At 65.1% G+C, this 24,079-nt stretch carries 21 protein-coding genes; 7 read left to right on the forward strand and 14 right to left on the reverse strand.

Annotated features, from left to right (window positions below; translation table 11 throughout):
- The first annotated feature begins 42 nt into the window (after nt 1-42).
- The 3 genes from GNX71_RS32750 to GNX71_RS32760 all read left to right on the forward strand — a co-directional run bounded on the left by GNX71_RS32750 (nt 43) and on the right by GNX71_RS32760 (nt 3,997).
- Complete coding sequence (locus GNX71_RS32750) at nt 43-1,182, forward strand: PepSY-associated TM helix domain-containing protein (RefSeq protein WP_206176238.1); 1,140 nt, start codon at nt 43-45, stop codon at nt 1,180-1,182.
- A gap of 90 nt (nt 1,183-1,272) precedes the next feature.
- Nucleotides 1,273-3,402, forward strand: coding sequence for a TonB-dependent siderophore receptor (locus GNX71_RS32755; protein WP_241027362.1), 2,130 nt, complete (start codon nt 1,273-1,275; stop codon nt 3,400-3,402).
- 34 nt (nt 3,403-3,436) lie between these two features.
- Nucleotides 3,437-3,997 carry a YaeQ family protein gene (locus tag GNX71_RS32760; protein WP_206176240.1) on the forward strand — a complete coding sequence of 187 codons (561 nt, stop codon included), beginning with the start codon at nt 3,437-3,439 and terminating at the stop codon, nt 3,995-3,997.
- Between the two features lie 7 nt (nt 3,998-4,004).
- Here the strand turns inward: GNX71_RS32760 and GNX71_RS32765 are convergent, their stop codons facing one another.
- Nucleotides 4,005-4,310 carry a DUF2007 domain-containing protein gene (locus GNX71_RS32765; RefSeq protein WP_206176241.1) on the reverse strand — a complete coding sequence of 102 codons (306 nt, stop codon included), beginning with the start codon at nt 4,308-4,310 and terminating at the stop codon, nt 4,005-4,007.
- Nucleotides 4,311-4,323: 13 nt separating this feature from the next.
- Complete coding sequence (locus GNX71_RS32770) at nt 4,324-4,788, reverse strand: DUF3717 domain-containing protein (protein WP_206176242.1); 465 nt, start codon at nt 4,786-4,788, stop codon at nt 4,324-4,326.
- A 495-nt stretch (nt 4,789-5,283) separates the two neighbouring features.
- On the opposite strand from GNX71_RS32770, the gene GNX71_RS32775 reads away from it, so the two are divergent.
- The 3 genes from GNX71_RS32775 (at nt 5,284) to GNX71_RS32785 (ending at nt 7,029) form a co-directional block, all read left to right on the forward strand.
- Entirely contained in the window at nt 5,284-6,030 is a 747-nt protein-coding gene (locus GNX71_RS32775; RefSeq protein WP_206176243.1) for a TerC family protein, read from the forward strand.
- A gap of 94 nt (nt 6,031-6,124) precedes the next feature.
- Complete coding sequence (locus GNX71_RS32780) at nt 6,125-6,589, forward strand: hypothetical protein (RefSeq protein ID WP_206176244.1); 465 nt, start codon at nt 6,125-6,127, stop codon at nt 6,587-6,589.
- Between the two features lie 86 nt (nt 6,590-6,675).
- Entirely contained in the window at nt 6,676-7,029 is a 354-nt protein-coding gene (locus GNX71_RS32785; RefSeq protein WP_042577359.1) for a phage holin family protein, read from the forward strand.
- A 6-nt stretch (nt 7,030-7,035) separates the two neighbouring features.
- Here GNX71_RS32785 and GNX71_RS32790 read toward each other — a convergent pair whose 3' ends face one another.
- Nucleotides 7,036-8,613, reverse strand: a complete 1,578-nt coding sequence (locus GNX71_RS32790) for a M48 family metalloprotease (protein ID WP_206176245.1) — start codon at nt 8,611-8,613, stop codon at nt 7,036-7,038.
- Between the two features lie 95 nt (nt 8,614-8,708).
- On the opposite strand from GNX71_RS32790, the gene moaC reads away from it, so the two are divergent.
- Nucleotides 8,709-9,191 carry a cyclic pyranopterin monophosphate synthase MoaC gene (gene moaC / locus GNX71_RS32795; protein ID WP_206176246.1) on the forward strand — a complete coding sequence of 161 codons (483 nt, stop codon included), beginning with the start codon at nt 8,709-8,711 and terminating at the stop codon, nt 9,189-9,191.
- Between the two features lie 30 nt (nt 9,192-9,221).
- Here the strand turns inward: moaC and GNX71_RS32800 are convergent, their stop codons facing one another.
- From GNX71_RS32800 to GNX71_RS32855, 11 genes are all read right to left on the reverse strand, one after another.
- Nucleotides 9,222-10,949, reverse strand: a complete 1,728-nt coding sequence (locus GNX71_RS32800) for a Wzy polymerase domain-containing protein (protein WP_206176247.1) — start codon at nt 10,947-10,949, stop codon at nt 9,222-9,224.
- Nucleotides 10,950-11,113: 164 nt separating this feature from the next.
- Nucleotides 11,114-11,524: a type IV pilin protein gene (locus tag GNX71_RS32805; protein ID WP_206176248.1), complete on the reverse strand. Its 411-nt coding sequence runs from the start codon at nt 11,522-11,524 to the stop codon at nt 11,114-11,116.
- 102 nt (nt 11,525-11,626) lie between these two features.
- On the reverse strand, nt 11,627-16,645 hold the full coding sequence (locus GNX71_RS32810) for a PilC/PilY family type IV pilus protein (protein ID WP_241027112.1): 5,019 nt from the start codon (nt 16,643-16,645) through the stop codon (nt 11,627-11,629).
- A 15-nt stretch (nt 16,646-16,660) separates the two neighbouring features.
- Nucleotides 16,661-17,251 carry a PilX N-terminal domain-containing pilus assembly protein gene (locus GNX71_RS32820; protein ID WP_206176249.1) on the reverse strand — a complete coding sequence of 197 codons (591 nt, stop codon included), beginning with the start codon at nt 17,249-17,251 and terminating at the stop codon, nt 16,661-16,663.
- A complete protein-coding gene (locus GNX71_RS32825) occupies nt 17,248-18,102 on the reverse strand; it encodes a prepilin-type N-terminal cleavage/methylation domain-containing protein (protein WP_206176250.1) in 855 nt (284 codons plus the stop codon). The genes GNX71_RS32820 and GNX71_RS32825 overlap by 4 nt, the downstream gene beginning before the upstream one ends.
- A gap of 4 nt (nt 18,103-18,106) precedes the next feature.
- Nucleotides 18,107-18,640, reverse strand: a complete 534-nt coding sequence (pilV, locus tag GNX71_RS32830) for a type IV pilus modification protein PilV (protein WP_206176251.1) — start codon at nt 18,638-18,640, stop codon at nt 18,107-18,109.
- A gap of 30 nt (nt 18,641-18,670) precedes the next feature.
- Entirely contained in the window at nt 18,671-19,156 is a 486-nt protein-coding gene (locus GNX71_RS32835; RefSeq protein ID WP_206176252.1) for a GspH/FimT family pseudopilin, read from the reverse strand.
- Nucleotides 19,157-19,384: 228 nt separating this feature from the next.
- Nucleotides 19,385-19,612 carry a Wzy polymerase domain-containing protein gene (locus GNX71_RS33650; protein WP_277401878.1) on the reverse strand — a complete coding sequence of 76 codons (228 nt, stop codon included), beginning with the start codon at nt 19,610-19,612 and terminating at the stop codon, nt 19,385-19,387.
- A gap of 683 nt (nt 19,613-20,295) precedes the next feature.
- A complete protein-coding gene (locus GNX71_RS32845; RefSeq protein WP_206176253.1) occupies nt 20,296-20,736 on the reverse strand; it encodes a pilin in 441 nt (146 codons plus the stop codon).
- Between the two features lie 206 nt (nt 20,737-20,942).
- Nucleotides 20,943-21,746, reverse strand: a complete 804-nt coding sequence (locus GNX71_RS32850; protein WP_206179819.1) for a 3',5'-cyclic-nucleotide phosphodiesterase — start codon at nt 21,744-21,746, stop codon at nt 20,943-20,945.
- A 53-nt stretch (nt 21,747-21,799) separates the two neighbouring features.
- The gene (locus GNX71_RS32855; RefSeq protein WP_206176254.1) at nt 21,800-24,052 is read right to left on the reverse strand and encodes an adenylate/guanylate cyclase domain-containing protein; all 2,253 of its coding nucleotides are present in this window, start codon (nt 24,050-24,052) and stop codon (nt 21,800-21,802) included.
- Between the last annotated feature and the right edge of the window lie 27 nt (nt 24,053-24,079).

Below are 24,079 nucleotides of genomic sequence, written 5' to 3' on the forward strand. Positions count from 1 at the left end.
AGCCAACAACCATGACGGGACTCCTCGAGGTCCCCGTGTTTCATGCTGCGCGCTCCGCTGCGACGTCTCTGGCTGAAGATCCACCGCTGGACCGGGCTCACGCTCGGCCCGATCCTGGCCCTCACGGCGCTGCTCGGCGCGGTGCTGGTGGTGAGCCGGCCGATCGACCGCGAGGTCCATTCCGACCTTTTCGTCTCGCGCAGCGCGGGTGATGCCATCGCGGCTGCGGCCGCACTGCCGCTCGAGCCGCTGCGCCAGCGCATCCTGGCGGAGTTCGGCCCCGACACCAATTTCACGCTGCGCCCGCCGCACCACGCCGACGAAACGCTCTGGGTGCTGGTACGCGGCAAGTGGGACGGCACGCTCTACCTCGACCCGGCCACCGCCGCCGAGCAAGGCCGCCGCGGCACCGAGGAAGGTTTCTACAACCTGGCCTACAAGATCCACAACAGCCTGCTGCTCGAGGGCACCGGCAAGGGCATCCTGGCCTTCGTGGCCCTGTCCTACCTGTTCCTGCTGGTGACGGGCCTGGTGCTGTGGTGGCCGGTGCGCTGGCCGCCTTCGCTGCGCATCGTGCTGAACCGCGGCCTCCTGCGCGGATTGTTCGACCTGCACCGCACGGGCGGCGCGGTGCTCGGCCTCCTGATCGCGGTGTCGGTGGCCACGGGCGCCTACATGGCCTGGCGGCCGCTGGGCGATTTCATTTCCGCCGCCATGGGCCAGAAGCCGGTCAAGGCGCCAGCGATCGCCAAGGGCGGCGCGAGCGGCCAGCGCATGCCGCTCGACGAGCTCGTGGCCCGCGCGCAGCAGGTGTATCCGGGCCAGCCGATCGGCTACGTGCTGGTGCCCGGCAAGGCCGACCGGCCGATCCGCGTGCGCTTCCGGCTCGCCGACGATCCGCACCCGAACGGCATCAGCTCGGTGTGGCTCCACCCGGTCAGCGGCGAGGTGCTGGCCTCACGCAAGTGGCAAGAGCTCGATGCGGGCAACGGCGCGGTGGCGGTGATCTTTCCGCTGCACACGGGCGAGCTGGGCGGCGTGGCCCACCAGGTCGTCACCGCGCTGCTCGGCCTCGCACTCGGCGGCCTGGGTTTCAGCGGCATCTGGCTCTGGTGGCGCCGACGCGCCATGGCCGCCGCGGCCCGCAACAACAATGCGCTTTCCAGCCGCACGACGTCCTGAAGAAGACGCCCCACGCCCTGCCACACGTATTTTTGTTTTTCATTCCCGGAGGAGTCCCCCTTGTTCCCGCACAAACGCACCGCCATCGCGATGGCCCTGTTGCCCCTGAGCCTGCAGAGCTTCGCCGCCGACGCAGAACCTGCCGCCGATCCGTCGAAGTCGCTGGAGACCATCACCGTCACGGGTGACTGGCTCGCCAGCCCCAACGAGACGAAGGTGCTCGAGCACGCCGGTGCGCGCAGCATCGTCGAGCGCAAGCAGATCCAGGAAAGCGGCGCCTCCAGCGTGCGCGACGTGCTGCGCCAGATCCCGGGCGTGCAGGTGCAGGAGAGCAACGGCACGGGCGGCAGCGACATCTCGCTGAACGTCGGCGTGCGCGGCCTGACCGCCCGGCTGTCGCCGCGCTCGACCATCCTCCTGGACGGCGTGCCGCTGGCCTATGCGCCCTACGGCCAGCCGCAGCTCTCGCTCGCGCCGCTGTCGCTCGGCAGCATCGAGACGGTCGACGTGGTGCGCGGTGCGGGCTCGGTGCGCTACGGCCCCCAGAACGTGGGCGGCATCATCAACTTCGTGACGCGCTCGATCCCCAAGCAGTTCTCGGGTGAGGTCGGCGTGGGCGTCGAAGGCAGCAGCCACGGCGGCACCAAGAGCACGCCCACGCTGTTCGTCGGCGGCACCAACGAGAACGGCCTGGGCCTCGCGCTGCTGTACTCGGGCACGCATGGCGACGGCTTCCGCGAAAGCAACGACCACACCAGCATCGACGACCTGATGCTCAAGGGCGCCTACCGCATCTCGAGCACCGACGACATCGCCATCTCGCTGCACCGCTTCGAAGGCAAGGGCCGCATGCCGGGCGGGCTGACCACCGCGCAGTTCGCGGTGAACCCGTTCCAGTCGGACCGCCCCTTCGACGAATTCACCGGCCGGCGCACCGACGGCTCGATCAAGTACACGCACAACGACGGCGTGAACAAGTTCGAGATGCTGACGTACTACACGGACTCGTACCGCAGCAGCTACCTGGAGCAGGAAGGCACCGGCGCCAACGCCGGCAAACGGCGCCTGACCACCGCGCCGCGCAACTACAAGACCTTCGCCGTCGAGCCGCGCTACTCGCGCCTGATCGATTCGGGCAGCGTGGTGCAGGAAGTCAGCGTCGGCTTCCGCTATCTCAGGGAACAGGCCTCCGAGGTGGCGGCGCGCACCGGCTACTACACGCCTTCGCCGCTGGAAAACGCCTACAGCCGCACCCAGGCTCCATACCAGACCAGCACGGGCGGCACGATCGCGCACGCGTTCTACATCGACGACCGCATCGACTTCGGCAACTGGACGGTCACGCCCGGCGTGCGCTACGAATCCTTCCGCTCGCACAACGACGTGTACACCGTGGCGAACAACCGCATCACGAACGCGATCTATCCGAAGATCGAATCCAACGAAGTGCTGCCGACGCTGTCGGTGCTCTACCGCATGAGCGAGCGCTGGTCGCTGTTCGCGAATGCCGGCGTGTCGTTCGGCCCGCAGCAGTACGCCCAGCTCGCGCAGTCCACCACCAGCCTGCATCCCGAGAAGGCCAAGACCTATGAAATCGGCACGAAGTACAAGGGCGAGGCCTGGAGCGGCGAGCTGACGCTGTTCAACATCAACTTCGACAAGGAACTGCAGCTCGCGCGCTCCATCACGGGCGACGTCGGCCAGTGGACCGACCTGGGCGCCACGCGCCACCGCGGCCTGGAGTCGGCCCTGCGCTACGACCTCGGCGAACTGAACGCATCGCTCAAGGGGCTGTCGGTGTCGGGCACGTACACATACACGCAGGCCACCTCCAAGGCCGGCAACTTCGCCGGCCGCGACCTGCCGTTCTATTCGCGCCAGATCCTGTCGCTGGGCGCGCGCTACGAGCGCGGTCCGTGGACGCTGAATGCCGACGTGTATGCGCAGTCGAAGCAGCGCTCGCCGGGCTCGCCGGAGGATGGCAAGCCGTACATCACGCTCGAAGATTCGACCGGCCGATTCGGCAACATCCCTGGCTACAGCACTCTGAACCTGCGCGCCGCCTACGACTTCGGCCCGTCGATGAGCAACCTGAAGCTGGCCGTCGGCATCAAGAACCTGTTCGATCGCCGCTACTACAACCGCTCGGTGGACAACAACGGCGGCAAGTACGTGGGCCAGCCGCGCACGCTGTACCTGCAGGCATCGGTGGCGTTCTGAGCCAGGCCATGGGGGCGCATACACTCGCGCACCCATGGCCCTCAAATCCACCATCTTCAAGGCCACCCTCGCGGTGGCCGACATCGACCACGGCTACTACGCCGACCATGCGCTGACCCTGGCGCGCCACCCGAGCGAGACCGACGAACGGATGATGATCCGGCTCGTCGCGCTCGCGCTCAACGCCCACCAGCTGCAGGACATCTGCCAGGGCGACGGCACACTGGCCTTCGGCGCGGGCCTTTCGAACGTCGAGGAGCCGGATGTGTGGCTGCGCGACTTCACGGGCGAGACCAAGATCTGGATCGAGGTCGGCCAGCCCGAGGACAAGCCCATCATCAAGGCCTGCGGCAAGGCGGACGAGGTGATCGTCTACTGCTTCAACCATGCGGCCGAGATCTGGTGGCGCGGCATCGAGAACAAGCTCACGCGGCCGCAGAACCTGAAGGTCTACCGCGTGCCGACCGAGGCCTCGCAGGCGCTGGCCGCGCTCGCGCAGCGCAGCATGCAGCTGCAGGCGACGATCCAGGAAAACACGCTGACGCTGGGCGACGGCACCCACAGCATCGACGTCGAACTCTTGCGCTGGAAATGAGCGGCGCCTAGGCCGCCGGCATCATCTCGCCGCACTGCCAGCACTGCTCGAACCCACCTTCGATCCGCTCGCCGCACACGCACTGCCAGTTGCGCTGCGGCCGGTTCTGTATCGCATGCAGCAACGCTTTCGCGCGCTCGAACTGGCGCTCGTCGTCGATCCAGATTTCCGGCAAGCACTGGTCGGGCGGCAGCTGGCCCATGACGGCCCCGAGAAACTCGCGCTGCACCGTGGCTTCGACGCCGTCCTCGCGCAAGGCGTGCATCCACAGGGTCGCGATCGCGAGATTGGGTGCTTGGGCGAGGCGACGCACGGGTGTTGCCTCTTCAGGGCGTGTCGTCGGGGCCGACGGGCTCCGCGGGGTCGTCGGGCCATTGCGGTGGCTCGGCCTCGCGCGCCCGCTCGGCGTATTTGTTGAAGCGCCAGGCCGAGTCTTCCATCGTGATGCGGCGCCAGGTCACGCGCTTCTCGACCGGGGTCATGGCAGGCCAGTGCTGCACTTCGTCGAAGGTGCGCCCGCACCCCTTGCATTCGTCGTCGCCCTGGCTGGTGGAACAGATCGCGATGCAGGGCGTGTCGGGGGTGCTGTGGTACCAGTCGAGCCACGCGGCCCAGGCCTTGGGCGGAAAGCCGACCTCGTCGACCTCGTCCTCGTGGTGGAACACCATGAGCGCGTAGACCTCGGCCAGCGCGCGCAATTCGGGCGCCAGCGTGACGCCGTCGGGCGAGGGGCTCTTGGCGCGCCAGTGGTTGATGGCGGCCTCGATGTCTGTGATGTGAATGGCGGCCATGGGGAGTGAAAAAGCAGCGAGCGGCGATCATAGTCCGGCAATGTCCCGCGGCCTCGAAGGGGCATGAGTGCTACAAATCAGATAGCACAAGATCCCCTGTTCATGCGCCCTGCAGGGCAGTTCTCCTTAAAGGCCTGAAAACTTTCGATTGCCACGCCGCAACCTTCGATGCTCTAATCCCGCCCACGAAGGGGAGTAGCTCCCGACCGCCGTGCACAACGGCGGAAATCGACAGGTCGTCAATACGAAGCAAAACACTTCCGGCCTTTCGGACAACGCATGCGCACTGGCGCAGGCGCTGTCGAGCAAGACCTTCGATTTGAACCTGTGCAGGTTTGGTCGAAGCGTTCGCAAGTCCCCGGAGTCACCCGGCGTCTTCGTTTTCTCGCTTTCGACCAGCCCCGCGCGGGATGAATCGAAACGCATCGGTATGCGCCTGCCCGTCGCGATCCACACAAGGAACGGCAGGAACGGCGCGAAGACAAAGAGGAACCTATGGAACAGTTCATGACCCCGGAATTCTGGGTCGCTGTCGGTCAGATCATCATGATCGACATCCTGCTCGGCGGCGACAACGCCGTCGTCATCGCACTGGCGTGCCGCAAGTTGCCGCCCGCCCAGCGCACCCAGGGCATCCTGTGGGGCACCGCCGGCGCCATCATCCTGCGCGTGATCCTGATCTTCTTCGCGCTCACGCTCCTGGCCATCCCGTTCCTGAAGCTGGTGGGTGCCATCCTGCTGCTGTGGATCGGCGTGAAGCTCCTGGCCCCCGAACATGACGACGCGCACGGCAACATCGCCGGCAGCGACAAGCTGTGGGGCGCCGTCAAGACCGTGATCATTGCCGACCTGGTGATGAGCGTGGACAACGTGATCGCCATTGCCGGCGCCGCACAGGGTGCAGGCGAAGGCCACCAGATGCCGCTCGTGATCTTCGGCCTGCTCGTGAGCATTCCGATCATCGTCTGGGGCAGCCAGCTGGTCATCAAGTTGATGGACCGCTTCCCGATGATCATCACGCTGGGCGGCATGCTGCTCGGCTGGATCGCCGGCACGATGGCCGTCTCGGACCCCGCGCTGGCGAACCCCGCCAACTGGACCTGGGTGCCGAAGGTGCCGCAGACCGACACGATCAAGTACGCAGCCGGCATCGGCGGCGCGCTGCTGGTGCTCGCGATCGGCAAGTGGGTGGCCATGCGCCAGGCCCGCAACAAGCCGGCAACGGCCGTGACGACCGGCTGAGCACTGGCATACCCCATTGATCGCCAGAAACTTCGCTGAGAAACTTTCCTGTCCAAACCAGTCTCTGCCACTCTAACTATCTGAAGGAGCACTCATGGAAAAGATCATTCTTTATGTCGACGACGCCGTGTACGCCAGCGAGCAGTTCGCCGAACTCGCGCCGGACGCCAACAGCGTCGTGGCGCGCCATTGGGTGCTCGTGGCCTGCGCACCGCGCATGACGCATCGCATCAGCAAGTGGGTGAGCCACAGCGCACGCGAGAACTGGCGCGCCAAGTGGTTCAGCAAGGTGCAGGCCCAGCTGCTGCCCCTGCTCGAGCGCAACGGCGGACAGGTGACGCCGGTGCTGGCCAAGGGGCCGCTGGCCGAGCTGACGCAGCAACTCAAGCGCGAGCACGGCGCCACCCATGTGGTCGATGCGCGCCGTCCGAAGATCGGCGTCGACCTGGAACCGGTCACGCCCGAACAGACGCCGGCCCACCAGTCGGGCTGGGCCTTTCCCGGCGCGGTGATGGGCATGGGCGCGCTGCTGGTCCTCGCGAACGAACTGGCCGAGTAAGCAGCAAGGCAGACACACTGACGAGCCCCGGTGCGGCAACGCACCGGGGCTCGTTGTTTTGGGGGCTCTGGGGTATCCTGCGCCGCATGCGCATCATCATCAAATGGCTGCTCAGCGCCGTCGCGCTGCTGGCGGTGGCTTATCTCTACAGCGGTGTCCAGGTCAACAGCTTCGGCTCCGCGCTCATCGCGGCCGCGGTGATCGGCCTGCTCAACATGATCGTGCGGCCGGTGCTGGTGGTGCTGACGCTGCCGGTCACCATCGTCACGCTCGGGCTGTTCCTGTTCGTGATCAACGCGCTGCTGTTCTGGGCGGCGTCGGGGCTCCTCGCCGGCTTTCACGTCAACGGCTTCGTGGCCGCGCTGATCGGCTCGCTGATCTACTCGCTGCTGGGCCTGCTCATCGAGACCGCACTGGGCGGCCTCCTTTCCAAGCGCTGAACACGGCTACTTCAGCGGCGGCTCTTCCGCCTGCTGCTTCACCAGCACATCGACGGCCCGCGCGCGGGTGTCGATGATCGATGCCTCGTAGTGGTCGATGGGTGCACCCGATGCGCCCGACTTGCGCACCAGCTCCTGTGCCGCCTTGAAGCGATCGCGCGCGGCCGGGTAGTCGAGGATCGCCACGTTGGCTTCGGCATCGGCGCGCACCGCGCGCAGCGTGTCGTTCTGCGCGCCATACAGGTTGCCCAGCACGCGCCACGCCGTGGCATCGCGCGGATTGGTGGCCACCCAGTCGCGCAGCACGGGGATCATCGGCGCGGGCTGGCGCGTGGCGGTCGCGGCTTCGGCCGCGAGGATCATCTCGGGCCGCTCCTTCGACTTGGCATCGAGCAGCGCGGCGGCCTTGGCCGGAGCGCCGGCGGCCAGCTCGATCTCGGCGTTGAGCCAGCGCGCCTGCTTCGCCGCGGCCGGATCTTCCGCGGTGCGCGCCACAAGCCGCTCGACCAGCGCGCGCGCCGCCTTGTAGTCGCGCAGTTCCTTGGCCGCCAGCGCTGCCGCATACAGCGTTCCGGCCTGCTGGGCCGGCGTGCTCCTGGCGAACTCGCCGCTCGAGGCTGACTCGATCCAGAGGCGCAGCACGTCGACGCCCGGCCGCGTCAGCACGCGGGCGCGCGAGGCGATCATCGCGTGGTCCATCGCGAGCGGCAGCGCGGGGGCGGTGTCCATGCGGAACTGGAACCGGCCCTGCATGTCGGAGATGCGCTCGGTCGTGAGCGGATGGCTCCGTAGATACGGGTAGGAGCCGTTGTCGTTCAGGCGCGAGGCGTACTGCAGCTTCTCGAACATGGCCGCCGCGCCCTGCGGCGCAAAGCCCGCCTGCGTCATCACGCCGAAGCCGATGCGGTCGGCCTCGCGCTCCATGTCGCGCGAGAAGCTCAGCTGGTTCTGCATGAAAAGCGCTTGGCTCCCCATGATCACGGCCTGGCCGGCATCGCCGTTGCGGCTCTTGCTGGCGGCGATCATCCCGAGGATGAGGCCCGCGATCATCAGCGGCATCTGCTTGCCCTGCTTGCTCATGATCCGGGAGATGTGGCGCTGCGTGACGTGCGAGAGCTCGTGCCCGAGCACGGTCGCCAGCTCGTCGCGGCTGCCCACCGCGGCCACCAGCCCGAGGTTCAGGCCGAGGTAGCCGCCCGGCAGTGCGAAGGCATTGATGTTGCGGTCGCGGCCCAAGAGGACGGTCCAGGCGAAGCGCTCGTCGAGTTCGGGCGTGAGCTCGCCGCGTGCACGGGCGGCGGCGAGCAGGCGCTGCCAGATCTCCTGGACGTAGGCGGAGATCACCGGATCGTCGATGTAGTCGGTGTCGCGATAAAGCTCGCGGGCGATCTGGTCGCCGAGGCTGCGCTCGGCGCTGGCGGTCATTTCACCGCCGTCGCCCAGGCCCGGCAGGATCGACTGCATCTGCGCGCCGGCGGGTATCGGCAACAGGGCCTGCGCCGCTATCAAAACGGAAGCGCATAGCGCGCGCAGGGTGGGCGTTGCGGGGGTCTTGGGCTTTGCGGAGGGAGTCAAGCGCGGCATTCCTCGTCCATGGCTGGGCTCGTATGATGCATCTTCAAAACGAACGTTCACCCATGAGCGCCGCGCACCGCAGTGCGAAGCACGAAGGTACCCCCATGAGCACACTTACCCATTTTGACGCCCAGGGCCAGGCCCATATGGTCGACGTGGCCGCCAAGCCGTCGACCCACCGCGTGGCCGTGGCCACCGGACGCATCGAGATGCAGGCGGCGACGCTGGCGCTGATCGAATCCGGAACGGCGAAGAAGGGCGATGTGCTGGGGATCGCGCGGATTGCCGGGATTCAGGCGGCCAAGAAGACGAGCGACCTGATCCCGTTGTGCCATCCGCTGGCGTTGACGCGGGTGGCGGTGGCGTTTGCGCTGGCTGAAGGGGGGAGCACGCCGCAGGTGGCTTGCACGGCGACTGTCGAGACGGTGGGGCCTACCGGGGTGGAGATGGAGGCGCTGACGGCGGTGCAGGTGGCGCTATTGACGATCTACGACATGTGCAAGGCGGTGGATCGGGGGATGCGGATTACTGATGTGCATGTGTTGGAGAAGCATGGGGGGAAGTCGGGGAGTTGGGTGGCCGACTGAGCGCCTCGCGCGCTTCGGCGAAGGGAAGACTTATGGCGCGGGAGCATCGCTCTGTTTCTCGCCCAGCCATCGAGCGAACGCGGCTGGAAATGCAATCCTGAAGCGCTCGGCCTGCGCCCGGGCCTCGTCGTCCAGCCCCAGCAATTCGGCACTTTCGATCAGCTTGACGATGACGCGCGGCTCGGGGGAGAAATGCAAGGTGCGTTCGGCCAGCGCATGCATCCTCGCTGCATTGGCTGGCGGCACGTCTGTCAGCGTGAGTTCTGCGAAATCCACCTGGCGCGCGAAAAGCCATGACCCCTTGACCTTGGAAAGCGTGTCGTCTGCATAGGCGGGCAGACGCTCATCGCGCGGCAGATAGATCTGGCTGATGCGGATGTAGTCCCAGCTGGCATAGGCAACGATGGCCAGCAGGACTGCAGCGGCAAACGACGACAACGCGCGGGTTGCGAGCCATCTTGGCTTCGTGCTCGCCGGGACAGAACGACCGGTCACGGCCGTGGCCGGCCACAGAATCCCGAGACACAACCCGAACACCAGCTGGAACGGCCCGTACCAGAGCGGGTACTCGAGCAGACTGTGCAGAACGATCGCGCCCAGCATGCCCCATGCCATCAGGCGGGTGGGGTCTCGCTCTCGCCAGGGCTTCGCGGCGATCACCATCCAGATGAAGCCTCCGCAGATCAGGACGGCCGCGGGGATGCCCAGTTCGACGGCGAGGTGCAGGGGCAGGTTGTGGGCGTTGTCGAGGATCTCGGTGAAGCGCGCGCTAGGATAGGAAGTGATGAAGTGCGCGAAGCTCAACTCGCCCCAGCCCCATCCTGTCCAGGGGCGCTGGGAGATCAGGGTGAGCACGTTGTGCCAGAGGACGAGTCGGCCGTGATCGTCGGCTGTCCTGGTCTGCAGGCGTTGGAGCATGCCTTCGACGCCGCTGCCTGCGAGGCGCGGCAACGCCCAAGCGATGGCGAAGTAGAGCGGGATCATGGCCAGCAGTGCGAGTGGCGGTGGCAGGCTGAAGTTTGAAACAGGGGCTCCGGGGGCAGCACGCCGCTCCCGCCGGGCGATGAAGCTCGTCACGATCACGATCGACAGCAACTGCAACAAGCCCGTCCGCGAGGTCGATGCAGCTGCGGCAACCAGCAATAGCGCCACGGCAGGTAGCAGTGCGCGCCGCACGCGAGACAAGAAGAACGCATGCGTGGCATGGAGCCATAGTGCCACGACGATCGCCATGCTGATCAGCGTGGCGAATTGGTTGCGCTGGCGGAGGTTGCCATAGGCCTGCCCCCGCGGAGGCGAGGTGGTCCAGGGAACCAGTGATTCAGTCAAGCCGTAGTACTGAAGCAGCCCGAGAACGGCGCTGAGCAGGCCGGCAGCGAGGAGGGCGCTTGCAAACATCGGGAGGCAAGCTGCCTTGTGCCGCACCATGCCGGCCCCCACGCAAGCCGCTGCGGCAATGCCTGCCACTGCCGCAGCGGCCGGTAGCCACGAAGAGGCCGCTTCGCCATGCCGCGACAACACCACGGCGATGACGCTCGCCGTCAGCCATGTCCAGACTTCGCGGCCGGGACGGGCCACCGGCCCCATCGCAAGCAGCCCTGCGATGCATGTCCAGGTCGCAAGCAGTTGCCAGGCGTTGACCGAGGGCCCGGCGACAAGTGGGCAGAGCCAGGGGAATGCGAGAAGGCCTATGCGGGCGGCGCGATCAATCTTTGAAAACAAGACGGCTGTCTCGAAAGGCTCGGCGCAAAGCGTCATCCGCTGCATTGTGCCGATCGGCCTGCCGGTGTACTTAACTTACCTGACCTGATACGTCTTCATGCGACTTGAAAGTCGCCTGCACCAGACCGCCGCTTCGGCAGATGGCTCAGGCCAGGTGGGTGTCAGTGGAGCCGGAACATGGGGATCACCGGTGCTATGTGCTAGCGCCAGCAATCCGGCACTGTACCTGGGGTCCCAGCTGCCATGCCCTTGGCACCTTTGTCATCCAAAGTGAAGTCGCCGCACTTGGTATCCGAAGTTTGAGCCAACGCGCGCCCGGCTGTCAGTGTGTAAGCGGTGCCATCGGAGACCATACTCAGTGTGTAGTAGCCGTTTGGCGACGCAGGTACCTTGAGCTGGGCCAGCTGGTCGGTCTTGGCGTACAGGCCATTCTGCGCCCGGTAACGCTCCTGGCGCGCGGCAGCGTCATTGAGCAAGTTCTGCCCCTCCACCCGTCGGGACCGCTTCACGTACTCCGTGTACGACGGGTAAGCGATCGCCGCCAGGATGCCGACGATGGCAACGGTGATCATCAGCTCGATCAGGGTGAAGCCCTTTTCAGCATTGCGCACTGGTTTCTCCTTCAAAAGACATGCTTCTCGCCACCTGGGCGAGTGCGGGCGGCATAGGGCGACGCCCCCGCCTTCGACATTCCGGCAGGGGCACTTGAAACATCAGTTGTTCGGCGGCTGCTTTCGCCAGCTTTGCCGGCCAAACTGCAACCCGTGGTTGACGGCCTTCTTGGGATCCCCGCTGGGGTCGAACACCTGACCCCCGCCCACGGTCTGACTGCCTCCCCCGGTTGGCGTGCCATTGACCTGGCCGCCCGCCACCATGTCGGCGGAATTGAACACCCCGTCATTGTTCATGTCGAACACGACGTAGTCGGTACGACCGCCACCATTCGGATCGATGCCGTAGATCGTTCCGCTCATGCCCGCTGCACAAGCGTCGTCTGAAGTCCGAACCGACGTAAGGAACAGCCCTCGTCCATACAGCGTCATGTCGTAGACCATCTTCTCCCCGTTGCGCGGCAGGTCCACGACCCAGCCCCACTTGTCGACATCGGCGTCTCTTGTACCGGTGGCGTTGGCCTTGTACCAACTCACCGTGTTGTTCGTCAGCGAGAAGTTGCCCGTACCGGCCCCCAGTTCCTCGAACGACTGGCTCTGCAGATTGGTGCGCACCTTGGAGGCTGTCGGCAACGGCGTGGGCGCTGTCGCCCCCCTGCCGCTGTAGCGGTCCCAGATGCCATACGCGGTCTGCCTCTGCGTGCTGCTCTTGTCGCTGGCAGTCAGCAGGCGGCCCGTACCGAAGATCACCAGATCGCCCGTTCCCGTGGGGTGGGGTACCACGTAGGGAGCCGTCGTGATCGCCTGGCGCTTGTCGTTCGCGTCCCTGGCGGTATAGAACTTTTGCACCGTCCACGCCGCGATATTGCCGCTGCTCATGTCGAAGCGCCACACGTTGCCCGCCAGGTCGCCGGCATAGGCCACGTCCACCTTGCCATCGCGAGTGTTGTCCACAGCGCTCACACGCGACAGGCCGTTGCCCAGGGGCAGCGAAGCCGCCACCTCCTCGGCCGTCATGCCGCCATCGAGATCGAATTGCCGGAGTACCGTGCCGTTGGCGATGTCCAGGACGAACATGCTGGCGCCGCCGCCGCCCGCCGTGCTGTTGCCGCCCTGATAACCACCGGATACCAGCGCGACCCATTTGCCCTTGCCGGTTGCGGGATCATTGAGACGGGCAATGGTCGGTTTCGGCAGCGAGTTGCCCATGTTGGCGTTCTGGTCGGAACCGAACTCCCACAGGAGACTGGGCGACGCGGGGTCGGTCACGTCCAGCGCAAACACTTGCCTGCCGCCTGCGCCCAGGCTGCCGATCACCACCTTGTGCCACGCCGCGCCGAAATACACGTCCGAGGCCACAGGCGAGCCATCGACGTAGTAGCGGTGGGACGTTCCGTCCTTCTTTCCGTAATCGGGCGCGGTGAGCGTGTTCAGGTTGTTGCGCACCGCCGTGGGAATGAAGGCGAACTGCTCCACGCCGTCCGCGGCGCGGAAGGCATGGAACATGCCGTCGTTGGCACCCACGTAGATCATTTCGGACTTGCCCGCCTGTTCGGTGATGTAGGTCGCGTAGTTGCTACCGGTGCCTTCCAGCGCATCCGCCGGGGCGGCCCTGTAGAGCGCGCCGCCCACGCGCAGAGGCGAGGAGTTGACGATGTCGCCCAGCACGTTGGAGCTGAGATCTGTGCCGGTGGACACCTTGTTGCGAGCACGGAACGCGTCGTTCTCGCCGCGCAGGAAAGCGATGCGCTGTGCGGCCTTGCCGTCGGCGCGGGCCGGACTCGTGCCGGGTTGCAGGTTGAGCGCCGTGAGCCACGCCGCATCGGCCGTCTGTGCGGAGATGCCCGTGAAGGTAAAGGGGCGCAGGGTCGGCGTGGTGGTACCGGCACCCGCATACAGGATGTTGCGCGTGGTCTTGTCGCGCGCAGCCAGTTTCGCCGCAGCGCTCCACTGACGCACGGTGTTGAAGCTGGTGGTGGTGGTGCCACCAGGGCCGGCGGTGTTCGTCGCGGTGAGCTTGTCCCGGATCACGTCGCCCGCCCAGCCATCGGCCTCGAACAGCGTGCGATAGACGTCGGCGCCCGCGGCGATCGTGCCACCGGGCAGGCTCACCGACACTGCCGTCACCGAGTTGTTCTTTTGCAGGATGTCGTTGAAGGCCTTGGTCATCTGCGCCTTCAGCGTGGTGGCGTTGGTGACCAGGAAATAGTTGTCCGGGTCGCCCGCGACCAAGGCCGGATTGCGCCCCGGCATGCCGTACTTAGCCGCATACCACAGCGGATCCTTGAGGAAGCTACCGGAGGAGCCCGTGGTGCTGGGCGTGAAGGTGCGGCTTGCCGTGAGCGGCAGATTGGCGCACGACGCCTCGTTGGGTTTGTCCGCGCAGTAGCCGGGCGGTTGTCCTTGAGGCGTGTTCAGTGCGTAATAAACGGAGCCGGTGTCCTTGTCCCGCACTTCCAGATACATGCCGTCCTGGGTAGTGCCCGAGATCACGTAGCCCATGTGCTGGCCGATGCTGCCCGCGGCGTACTCGGACAGCATGTCGACCGTCACCGTGCCGTTCGCCTGCAGCGCGACGGTGTAGCGCGAGATGGCATCCATGTCGTGGTCGGCGCCCTGCTCCACGTCCTCGTAGTTGATGCGGAATTCCGCATAGGGCCGCCCCCCATTGATGCTGGCGTTCTGGTCCGCCGCGCCGGTATTGGCGATGCGGTCCACGTAGTAATCCACGATCTGATTGGTTGGAGCAAAGACCGTGGGATTGATGTTGAAGCCGGTCACCGACTTGGCAAAGGGGGAGATCGTCACAAACCGGCCATTGCCTACCGGAAAGCGAATCTCCGGCAACGGGGAGGCGATGGCCACGGAATAAGTCATCAGCGCGTTCTTCACCGTGCCACTACCGAAAACCGCATTGTTGGCAGCAAAGCGCGATACCCCTGCGGAGTAGAAACTGCCTTCCTTGCTTGGCTCCTGGGGCGACAGCCCGCGCACCCAGGAGAGATCGTCGACCGTCTTCACCGACGGCGCGCCGTTCGCGTTGGTCGAGTTCGATTGCCCGATGAAGAAGTTCTTGCCGTTGATCCCCTCGGCCGTGCCGATGGCCTGCACCTCGTTCGCGACATTGAAGCCGGTCAAGGCGCTCGCATTGGCGTCGATGGACTGATAGCGGCTACCCGGCATCTTCGTGTCGTACGAGGGATTGATGTCGCTGAGCACCGTCATCACCGGACGCGCGCAATACGGGTAGCCGCCGCCGCCGTTGGCCTTTGCCGTGTAAGGCGCAACCCATGCGGGCTTGGAAAGATTCAGCGGGTCCGCACTGTCCTTGGCACCGCTGCCATAGTCGTACTGGCTGTGCGCACCCGAGGCTCCGGCGAAATAGCGCAGCGTCTCGAACATCATCTCGCCCACAGGGTTGCCCCACATCGAACACATCGACGGATCGGCCTTGCCGCTGATCGGGCCGTCGACGATCCAGCCGCAGTCGTTGTACTGGCTGCCGTTGAAACCGATCAGGCGCAGGCGGTCCATGTTGGTCACGATGCCGGCAACATCGGTCTTGAACTGTCCTGTCTGCGTATCGACTTCCTCTGAAAATTTGCTGACGTTGCGTCGCAGGATGCCGCCCGCAATGTTTTTCTGGTACGAGCCGGAGAGCAACCCAAAGTACATCTTTTCGTTCTCGCCGAAGTCGTGCAGCAGGCCAGTCGGCTTGTAGACGGCCGTGCCGCCGCTGTTCGGATAGGACTTGCAGCTGGCTTCGCGCAAGGCCGCGTTCGTGCTGGAGCAGGCTTCCACCCGCACCTTGCGGGTCACGATGGCGCTGACAGGCTGTACCTGCACCTGCAAGGCCAGCCCCCAGTTGTCGTCGCCTGAGCCCTCGACATGGCGGAATACGATCGTGTTCCAGCCCTTCGCGAGGGTGATGCTCTTCGAGTGACTTTTCAGGCCGTCTTGGCTGCGGTCTGCGCCGTGGCCGCCATACCAGCCCCAGCTTGTGCCAGCGATGGTGGCCTCTACGGCGTCATCTCCATCAACGGCGAAGATGTAGGTCCCTGCCTCCGGAACATTGACATTGCCCTTGATCTCCGTCAGGTAGTTGTCCTGGCCGCAGCCTTTGCTAGTGCTGGGAAACGGGTTGTTGCCCCCACCGGTGGTATTGATCACTTGAAGCGAGCTCGTGCCGCATAGGTTCTTGCTTACTGCGTTGGCTTTGAAGAAAGCTGCCATTTCAGTCGCATTTCCCGGTGTCGCATCGCTATTTTTTGTCTTCTTCCACGTCATGATGCTCAGGTTCTGAAACGAAGTGCTGGGCAACATCTGGAATACCGTACCCGACGCGCATGGCACCCCACCCAGGCAAAGGTCCTGCCCCGCAGTCCCTTCCTTGGACACCCAGTCCCAGATCTGGAATGTCGAGTCGTTGAGAACACGCAGGCGAGGGATGGCGTCGTCGCCGGTCTCGCCCAGCGTTGTCACGGCAAAAAGATGGCGGGTGCCGCTCACCGGTGCAGCCAGCGGCGCGTAGTCGCTGATGTTGTAGACGGAGCTATCGCGAACGGGGTCGTACGCCTTGCCCCACGCATGCGCATCCCGCGGTATGTAGGCGCCTTGCAGCACGGTGCTGGTGGCGGTATCGGTCACGCGCGTTCCGCCGTAGAGCACCCGGCGGATGGCATCCATACGCGATGTGGTGAGGTAGTTCAGGAAGTCGCCACTCCAGCGGGTTCCGCCGCAGAGCTTCTTCTTGTCGCCCGTGGCAGCCGCAGCGGGCGTGAACTTGTCACCGACGTAGTCGTAGCAGGCGTTGTTGTTGAAATAGCCGTAGTAGTCGATCTGATTGGGCTTGTAGCCCACGTCGATCACGCCGTCGCCGTTCAGGTCGGAGGCGTCGTTGTAGGCCTCGTAGTAGAGCTTGTGGTCGCGCCCCATCACCAGCATGTTCAGTGGCGGATTGCTCTCGCTCACGAAGAGCGGCGTCTGCGCCAGCGCGGTGTCTCCGCCGTCCTGCGCGGTCGCGAGGTGCTGGCCGAACAGCATGGCCGCCGCGGCCGCGAGCAGGCCGATCGTGTGGAAGATGCGAAAGGGTGAGCGGTTTGAAATTGTGGAGCGAGCCATTGCAGCCCTCCTCGATTATTGGATGAACAGATTGATCGTGGAACGCAGGCAGAACGCATCCGGGCCGCAGGTTTGCACGCTGCTCTTGGCGGTGGCCTGGGCATTGAGTTCGTAGAACTCCATGCAGCCGGTGCCGGCGGCTTCGAGTGCGGATGTGGCGCTCGAACCCTTGGGGCAGACCGTGGAGACGTAGCGCGGATACCAGTAGCCGGACGGGTCTTTGTAATCGGACCCAAACCCGGTGGCCTGGGTGTTCACGGTGAACGAGGTGTTCAGCCCGAACTCGTCGGTGCGCGCTTCCCCGACGTAGCAAGGCTTGGCACCGTCAAGAGGGCTGGTCGCACCGTCGGCGCACTTGGCGAGCGACAGGCCGTACTTCTGGATGACGCGTTCGCCCTGGCGCAATGCGCCGTCCGCCGTTTCCTGCAGCCTCTGGCTCTGGAGCATGTTGCCGGCGATTCGCGACTCCAGCGTGATGGTTCGCATGCCGACCACGGCCAGCACAAGCACCAGCAGCATCATGATCATCGCGACGAACAGCGCGGCGCCGCGCTGGCGAGCTTGCGAGGAAGGGGACGAAAGAAGGGGACGGCGTGGCACGCTCATGGCATCAGGTTTCTCAACGTGAGGGATCCGCTGGACAGCTGGTAGAGCTGGCCCTTGCTGAGGTCGCAACTGGCGCTAGCACCGCCCGCGGCTTGCCAGCGGGCGCACACGGTCGACTCCACGCCGCCCGTGACCCTCTGAGCGGAACTGGCCAGCAAGACGGAATAACGCAATGAGCGGATGACATCGCCGGCCGCGAGAGCGCCGGACTTGAACGCCTCGACCTGCCGCATGGCAAACGAGTCGCTGCCCTTGCCGACGCCGAATTCGAAAAACACGCCTTGCACGCCGGCGGCCACTTCCTCCCCGCCCGCGGCTTGACTGCCGGGCTGGCAGACCAGCGCGTTACCGGCGACCTTGTACCTTTCGACGAACAGGCCCGCGCCCAGGGCCGGTGCGGGCGGCGCTTCATAAGGCTTCAGGCCGGCGATGCCCGCCGCTGATCCCGCGCAGTCTTTCTCGCTGTTGTCGCGCGGCTGATAGCGGATGCACAAGTCGCTGCCGTCGAGGTTGATTGCCTCGCCCCGCGCGAACTGGCAGCCGTTGGCAAGCTTGGCGGCATCGGCCGGAAAGGCCTCGTCCATGGACTGCGTCGGGTCGCGGCGGTAGCCGGCCTTCGTGAACTCGTTCTCCAGCGCCGCCAGCGTGTAGCGGCTGTTGCCGAGGTTCTCGCTCTGGCTGGTGCGGAAACCGAAGTTGCGCAGGCCTTCCATGTAGATCGTCGTGGCGATCAGGATGACGATGAGGCCCACGGCAATTGCCACCATGAGCTCCACCAGCGAGATGCCCCGCTCGGTCACTCGAGAGCGGTGGATGACACTGTGCCGCTTCAGCGGAAATTTGTGCGACATGAGCTCAGAGCCTCGATCGCAACGTGAAGGTGCAATATTCATTGTCGTTCCCATCCAGGCATTGGCCCTTCTTGACCGGCCAGGCGACGGTGATTGCGATCACGCCGCTTGCCGCATTCAGGCCCACGGCAAAGTTGCTCGTGACAAGGTCATCGGGCAGCTCGGGCATGAGCTGCTTGGCGCGCATCCCCCAGCAACCCAATCGCTTGGCGGGGGCTGAATTCAGCGGTTGGCAATCGGCCGCTGTGACGGCGGTCACGCCGGTTCCCTCCGCTTTCAGGTAGCCGCCCAGATCACCCTTGGGCGTGCCATCGGCTTGCAGGATGGTGAGCGTGTCGCCGCGCATCGTCTCCATTAATTCGGAGGCGACCATAGATGCCATCTGGCGCCGCTCGGTATCGGTGCTGTATTGGATGGCGCGCACATGCATGCCTGCGGCGCCGAGCAGGCCGACACTCACCAGCAGGACGGCCATGAGAACCTCGATGAGGCTCAGGCCTGCTTGCCGGGACGACGATGGGGAACGAGGGATGTGCATGGAAGAAACCGTGTCAAAGATGCCGGGGTTTCATGGGCAGGCTTGTCCAGCCGGCACGCTTGGCAGCAGCCGCACCAGGCCCGCGCGGGTCACGCTGAGACACTGCACGCGCGTCGCGTTGGTCGCGGAAAACGTCACCGCGTATGAAGTGACGCCGGCGGCAGCGCTGGCCTGGCCCGACACGTCGAAGGTCACGCCTCCAGCGGAGCCGGGCACAACGCTCACCGCATCGGACAGCGTTGCCTCGCGCAGCACTTGCGCCCCCGCCTTGGCTTGCCACGTCAGCCCCGTCGCCGTGACGGTGGTTTGCGTGCGCTTGTAAACACCCTCGGCACGGGCGAACTGGAGCAGAGTCAGCAGTTCCTGTGCGGCCGAAGTCACCCGTTGATTGGCGATCATGGTCGTGAACGACGGCAGGGCCAGCGCAGCCAAGATGGCGACCAGAGAGACAACGACCATCATCTCGATGAGGGTGAAGCCTTTCTGCCGCTGCGGTGGGGAAGCTGATTTGTTCATTGCGTGCCGGAGCTATCGACCTGTGATGTCACTTCAAGTGAGGAGCGTTTCTACTGGTAACGTTTGTACATGCAATTGTTACCAGGGCGGGAGTCCGCTCGCCCGCCTGACGCAACCGTTTGTCCGAAAGGCGGACCCGTGCACCTGAAGCTTTCAGGCGTGTATCGGCGCCGATGGAAAGACGCACTCTCCATCCACGGTCGAGCGAGGCTCAGGCTGCCGGTGAAATCAACGGCGGCCCTTGAGCCACCGTTCGTACTCAACCGGAAACGCCACGCGAAATCGCTTGATCTCGGCGTGGGCTTCGCGGGAGCGCCCCGACCGTCGCGCGCTTTCGATCAGCTTGATGATCACGCCGGGTTCGGGCGAGAAATGAAGCGTCGACCGGGCCATTTCGTACATGCGCTCCGCATTGGCGGGGGTGACATCGGTCAGTGCGAGTTCGGCAAACCTCACCTAGCTTGCGAACAGCCAGGAGCCTTGCAGCTTGGCTAGCGTGTCGTTCCGGTAGCCGCTAAGGCGTTCGCTTCGCGGCAGATAGATTTGACTGATGTGAGCTGGCCCCTTCAATGCGAGCAAGCCCACACACAACCACGAGATGCGCAGTTGCCAGAGGCTGGACGGGCCTGCAGTGAGGGGACAACGAATGGCAGCCCGAACAATACCGCGCAAATGGACGCGTTCAATTCCGAGTCCGAGCGATGCGCAACAGTTATTGAGTGCAGGGGATGGACTTATTTGAAGGAATGCGGCGGTCATTCCTGCTCAAGACTCCACTGATACCTTGAGCAACCAAGCAGAACTATAAAGTGGTCGAGCAGGTGAAAGGCCTCACTGACGAAGTTGATTGGCCCGCCTGCCCCCTGAAACCGCTCTGCGAATTCACTGTGCAATTGGAATCTGACCCTCAATTTACAACCAGGAGACGAGCAATTGCCAGAGGTTGATGGATGGGCCCGACGCTAAAGGAAAAACAAATGGCATTCCGAACGCCTCCATAGGTTGCGCTCAATTTAGTACTCTGAAAATGCGCAATGGCCATTACAGACTGGCGCAAATATTTATTCAAAGAGACACAAATGTCTCTCGAATGTAAAAAAGCCGCCCGTAGGCGGCTTTCGCTTGAACCATCGATTTGATTAGGGGGTAACAGCTGCGCGGCACTGAGCGGGAACATACTTTGCAGGCGTGCCCACGCAGCCCCATGTCACAACTTTGTCCGCGTTAACCAACGGCGTCAGGACCACGGATGCGTCACCTGCCTTTGTGGTGCCAGTCAGTGTCAGCACACCACTTGCGCAAACGAGACTTTTAACGTTTTCTGTGGCGACGGTGCTGTTCGTGACACCGTTGCAAGAGTTGGCATCAATCACACCGGCGGCAGAAGCGATGTTTTCGCCGATCGTTGCCTTCGCGGCGGAAGCGGCGACCATGGCTTCCGATACACGTGCACGAACTGTGTAGTCCTGATAAGCCGGCAGAGCCACAGCAGCCAAGATACCAATGATCGCCACAACGATCATCAATTCGATAAGGGTAAAGCCGGCCTGTGCGCGGCGGGCGATCTTGCGAACGTTCATGAGAAAAACTCCAGGTTGGTTTGTTGAGCCCGGGAACCAGCCCGGAGCGAAGTACCTTCCGCAGCATCCGTGCCACCCGGTTTCCCACCCCTGGACTGACCGAACACGTCACCTTTGTTCACATTGGCGTTACAGCAAGTGACACAACTTGCTTCAAGATGCTACAAGCGGTGACAAATTTGTCATGCTTCGCAGCCGGCAAGGGATCAGAAAGTCAGGATCCCATCCGCCTTCAGCCAGCGAATATCCCGCTGCGCCAACCCCGCCACCTGTCGCCCCGCCAGCGTCTCGATCTGGCTCATGATTTCTTCGGTTTCCGCCGGCTTGGTGTGCGTGATGTAGATCGGGTAGTGCTTCCCCGGATCGATGTGCGCCAGCTCGTCGGCCAGCACCGCAGGGGACAGGTGCAGGCTGCGCTCGGCCAGCGCCCGCTCGCGGCTGCTGAAGGCCGTTTCGATGATCAGCATCGCCACGTCGAGCGCGTTGACGCGGTCCCAGAAGGGCGCGTTGCGCTCGGTGTCGCCGCTGAAGACCCAATGGGCGCCGCCGGTGGCGCGGCGCACGGCAAAACCGCAGGCCGGCACGGTGTGGACGGCCGGCAGCACCTCGATCAGCTTGGGCGCGCTGGTGCCCAGTTGCAGCGTCTGCCCAACCGAGATCTCGTGAAAGCTCACGAACGGCGCCTCGGGGCTCGGGATGCTCTCGAAATCGGGCCAGATGACGTTGTTGAACACATGCGCCCGCAGCGCCTCGATGGTGGCGTGCAGCGCGTGCACGCGCAGCGGCTGCGTGCGGCGGCTGCCGATGGCATCGAGCATGAGGGGGAGTGCGGCGATGTGGTCGAGATGGCTGTGCGTGAGCACGACATCGTCGATGCGCGCCATCTCGTCGAGGGTGAGGTCGCCGACGCCGGTGCCGGCATCGACGAGCAGGTCCGTGTCGACCAGGAACGAGGTCGTGCGGCAGTCTTTGGCGATGGCGCCTGAGCAACCCAGCACACGAACCTGCATTGTGAGAGACCCCTTGAAGGTGTTGGGCTGCGCGGCTGCGCAGGTGTCTGTCGTCATTTGGTTTCGAACCGGGTTGCGCCATCCCATTCCGGGTCTTGCGGACGCAACGCCATCGAGGCTAATCGCTGGGCGTAGAGCTGGTAAAGGACTTTTTTCGCATCGGCGGCGAGCAGGGGGGCGAGCAAGTTCCGGCCCATGGCCCAGTCCTGGCGGCGGTAGGCCGCCAGGACCTGGGCCCAGCGCTGGAGCTGCCCCGTTCGCTGCGCCGCAATGGCCGCTTCGGTGGTGAGCGGCGTGAAGACGGCCACGGCCTGTGCCTTGCCCTTGACGAGCACGCTGTCCAGTTCCTGCCAGGTGCAGCAGTCGGGCGCGAGGTCGCGGGTCGTGCCGCTGGCCACGATCTCGACGCCGTAGTACCCGCTCAACCCTTCGAGCCGCGACGCGAGATTGACCGCATCGCCGACCACGGTATAGCTGCGGCGCGCGGCCGAGCCCATGTCGCCGACGCTCATCACACCGCTGTTGATGCCGATGCCCACGCTGATCTCGGGGCGACCGCCCGCGCGGTGGATGCGGTTGATGTCGCGCACCGCATCGGCCATGTCGAGCGCCGCGCGCACGGCCAGCGCCGCGTGGTCGGGCGTGTCGATCGGCGCGCCCCAGAAGGCCATGACGCAATCGCCCATGTACTTGTCGACGGTGCCGCGATGCGCGCTGATGACATTGGTGAGCCGGCTGAAGACGGTGTTCAGGAATGCCTGCAGTTCGGCCGGCGCCATCTGCTCCGACAGGCGGGTGAAGTCGCGCATGTCGCAGAACAGGACGGTCATTTCCTTGCTCTCGGCGCGCATGCTGTAGCTGCCCGGGCGCTGGAGCATTTCGTCGACCAGCTGCGGCGGCACGTAGGTGCCGAAGAGCCGCACCAGCCCGCGCCGCGCGCGCGATTCGACGAAGTAGCCCCAGCTCATGTTGAGCACGAAAGCCAGCGCCGTCATGACGAGCGCCGACGCGAGCGGCAGCACAAGACTGTGGCCGGTATAGAGCCAGGTGTTCAGGCCGATCAGCACCGCGGCCATTCCCGCGCCCAGCAGCACGGCCCGCGGCGCCGACAGCAGCGACAGCCCGAACGCCAGCACGAGCCCCGCAATCAGCAGCGTCAGCACCTCGTAGCCGGGCGCGTAGTCCGGCACAGCGAGCAGGCGCTGATCGAGCAGGCCCGAGACGATATTGGCGTGCACCTCGACGCCCGGAAACGCCGCGCCGACGGGCGTCGCTCGCAGGTCCTGCAGGCCGGGCGCCGTCGCGCCCATGAGCACGATCTTGTCCTTCAACTCGCCGGGTGCGAGCCGGCCTTCGACCACATCGGCGGCAGACACGTAGCGGAACGAACCGCCGTCCGCACCGCCGGGTCCGCGAAACGGCACCTGCATGCTGGCGGTCTGGTCGACGGGGATGCGCAGGCGTCCGAGCGCCAGCGATTCGAGCCGCGGCACGGCGCCGCCCGGCGCGAGGAGCGGTCGCGCCGGTGGTGATCCGTTCGCGAGCCGGTAGACGGCGAGGGCCAGCGACTCGTAGTAGCCGGGGTTCGCCTGGTCGCCTTCGTAGCGCGCGATGAGCGGCACGCTGCGGATGATGCCGTCGCCGGTCTCGCCGATCAGCGTGTTCAGGAAACCCGCGGCGGGTGCAGCTTCCGCCAGCATCGGCAGGCTGGCGCCGAAACCATTCCAGCCCGTCGCGTAGGAGGCGCCTGCAGGAAAGGTATCGAGCGGCAGCAGCGGCGCCGTCGGCAATTGTCCTTTGGCGCTCGGCGTCGGCATCCGGGTGAAGTAGTAGCCGAGCGCGACACGCCGGTTGCGCAGTGCCGCGGCGAACTTGATGTCGTGGTCGAGCGTGGGTGCGAGCCGTTCGATTTCGGCGGACAGACCGGTCATGTTGCGCAGCGGCCCGCTCGCGAGCTGGCGCAGCCTCTGGAGGCCCGAACTCCGATCGGGCTCGAGGAACATGACGTCGAACCCGAGCACGGCCACCTGCTGCCGGATCAGGAGCTCGGTCGTGAGGCGGGCCATCGTGTCGCGCGCCCAGGGCCATTGCCCCTGGCGCGCCAGGCTCGCATCGTCGACGTCGATGATCACCACGCGCGTGTCCAGCGTCTGCGGCATGGTGGCGCGCAGGCGCACGTCGTAGATCAGGCGGTCGAGGCGCTCGAGCGCCGACAGCTGCCAGATGCCGGTGGCATGCGCCAGCGCCAGCAGCACCGGCAGCAGCGTGATGGCAATGCGCGGCCAATGCCGCCGCAACGCGTTCATGGCGCCTCGATCAGCCGGCCTGCGCCG

It is taken from the genome of Variovorax sp. RKNM96, assembly GCF_017161115.1.
In the GTDB taxonomy this organism is placed as follows: Bacteria; Pseudomonadota; Gammaproteobacteria; order Burkholderiales; family Burkholderiaceae_C; genus Variovorax.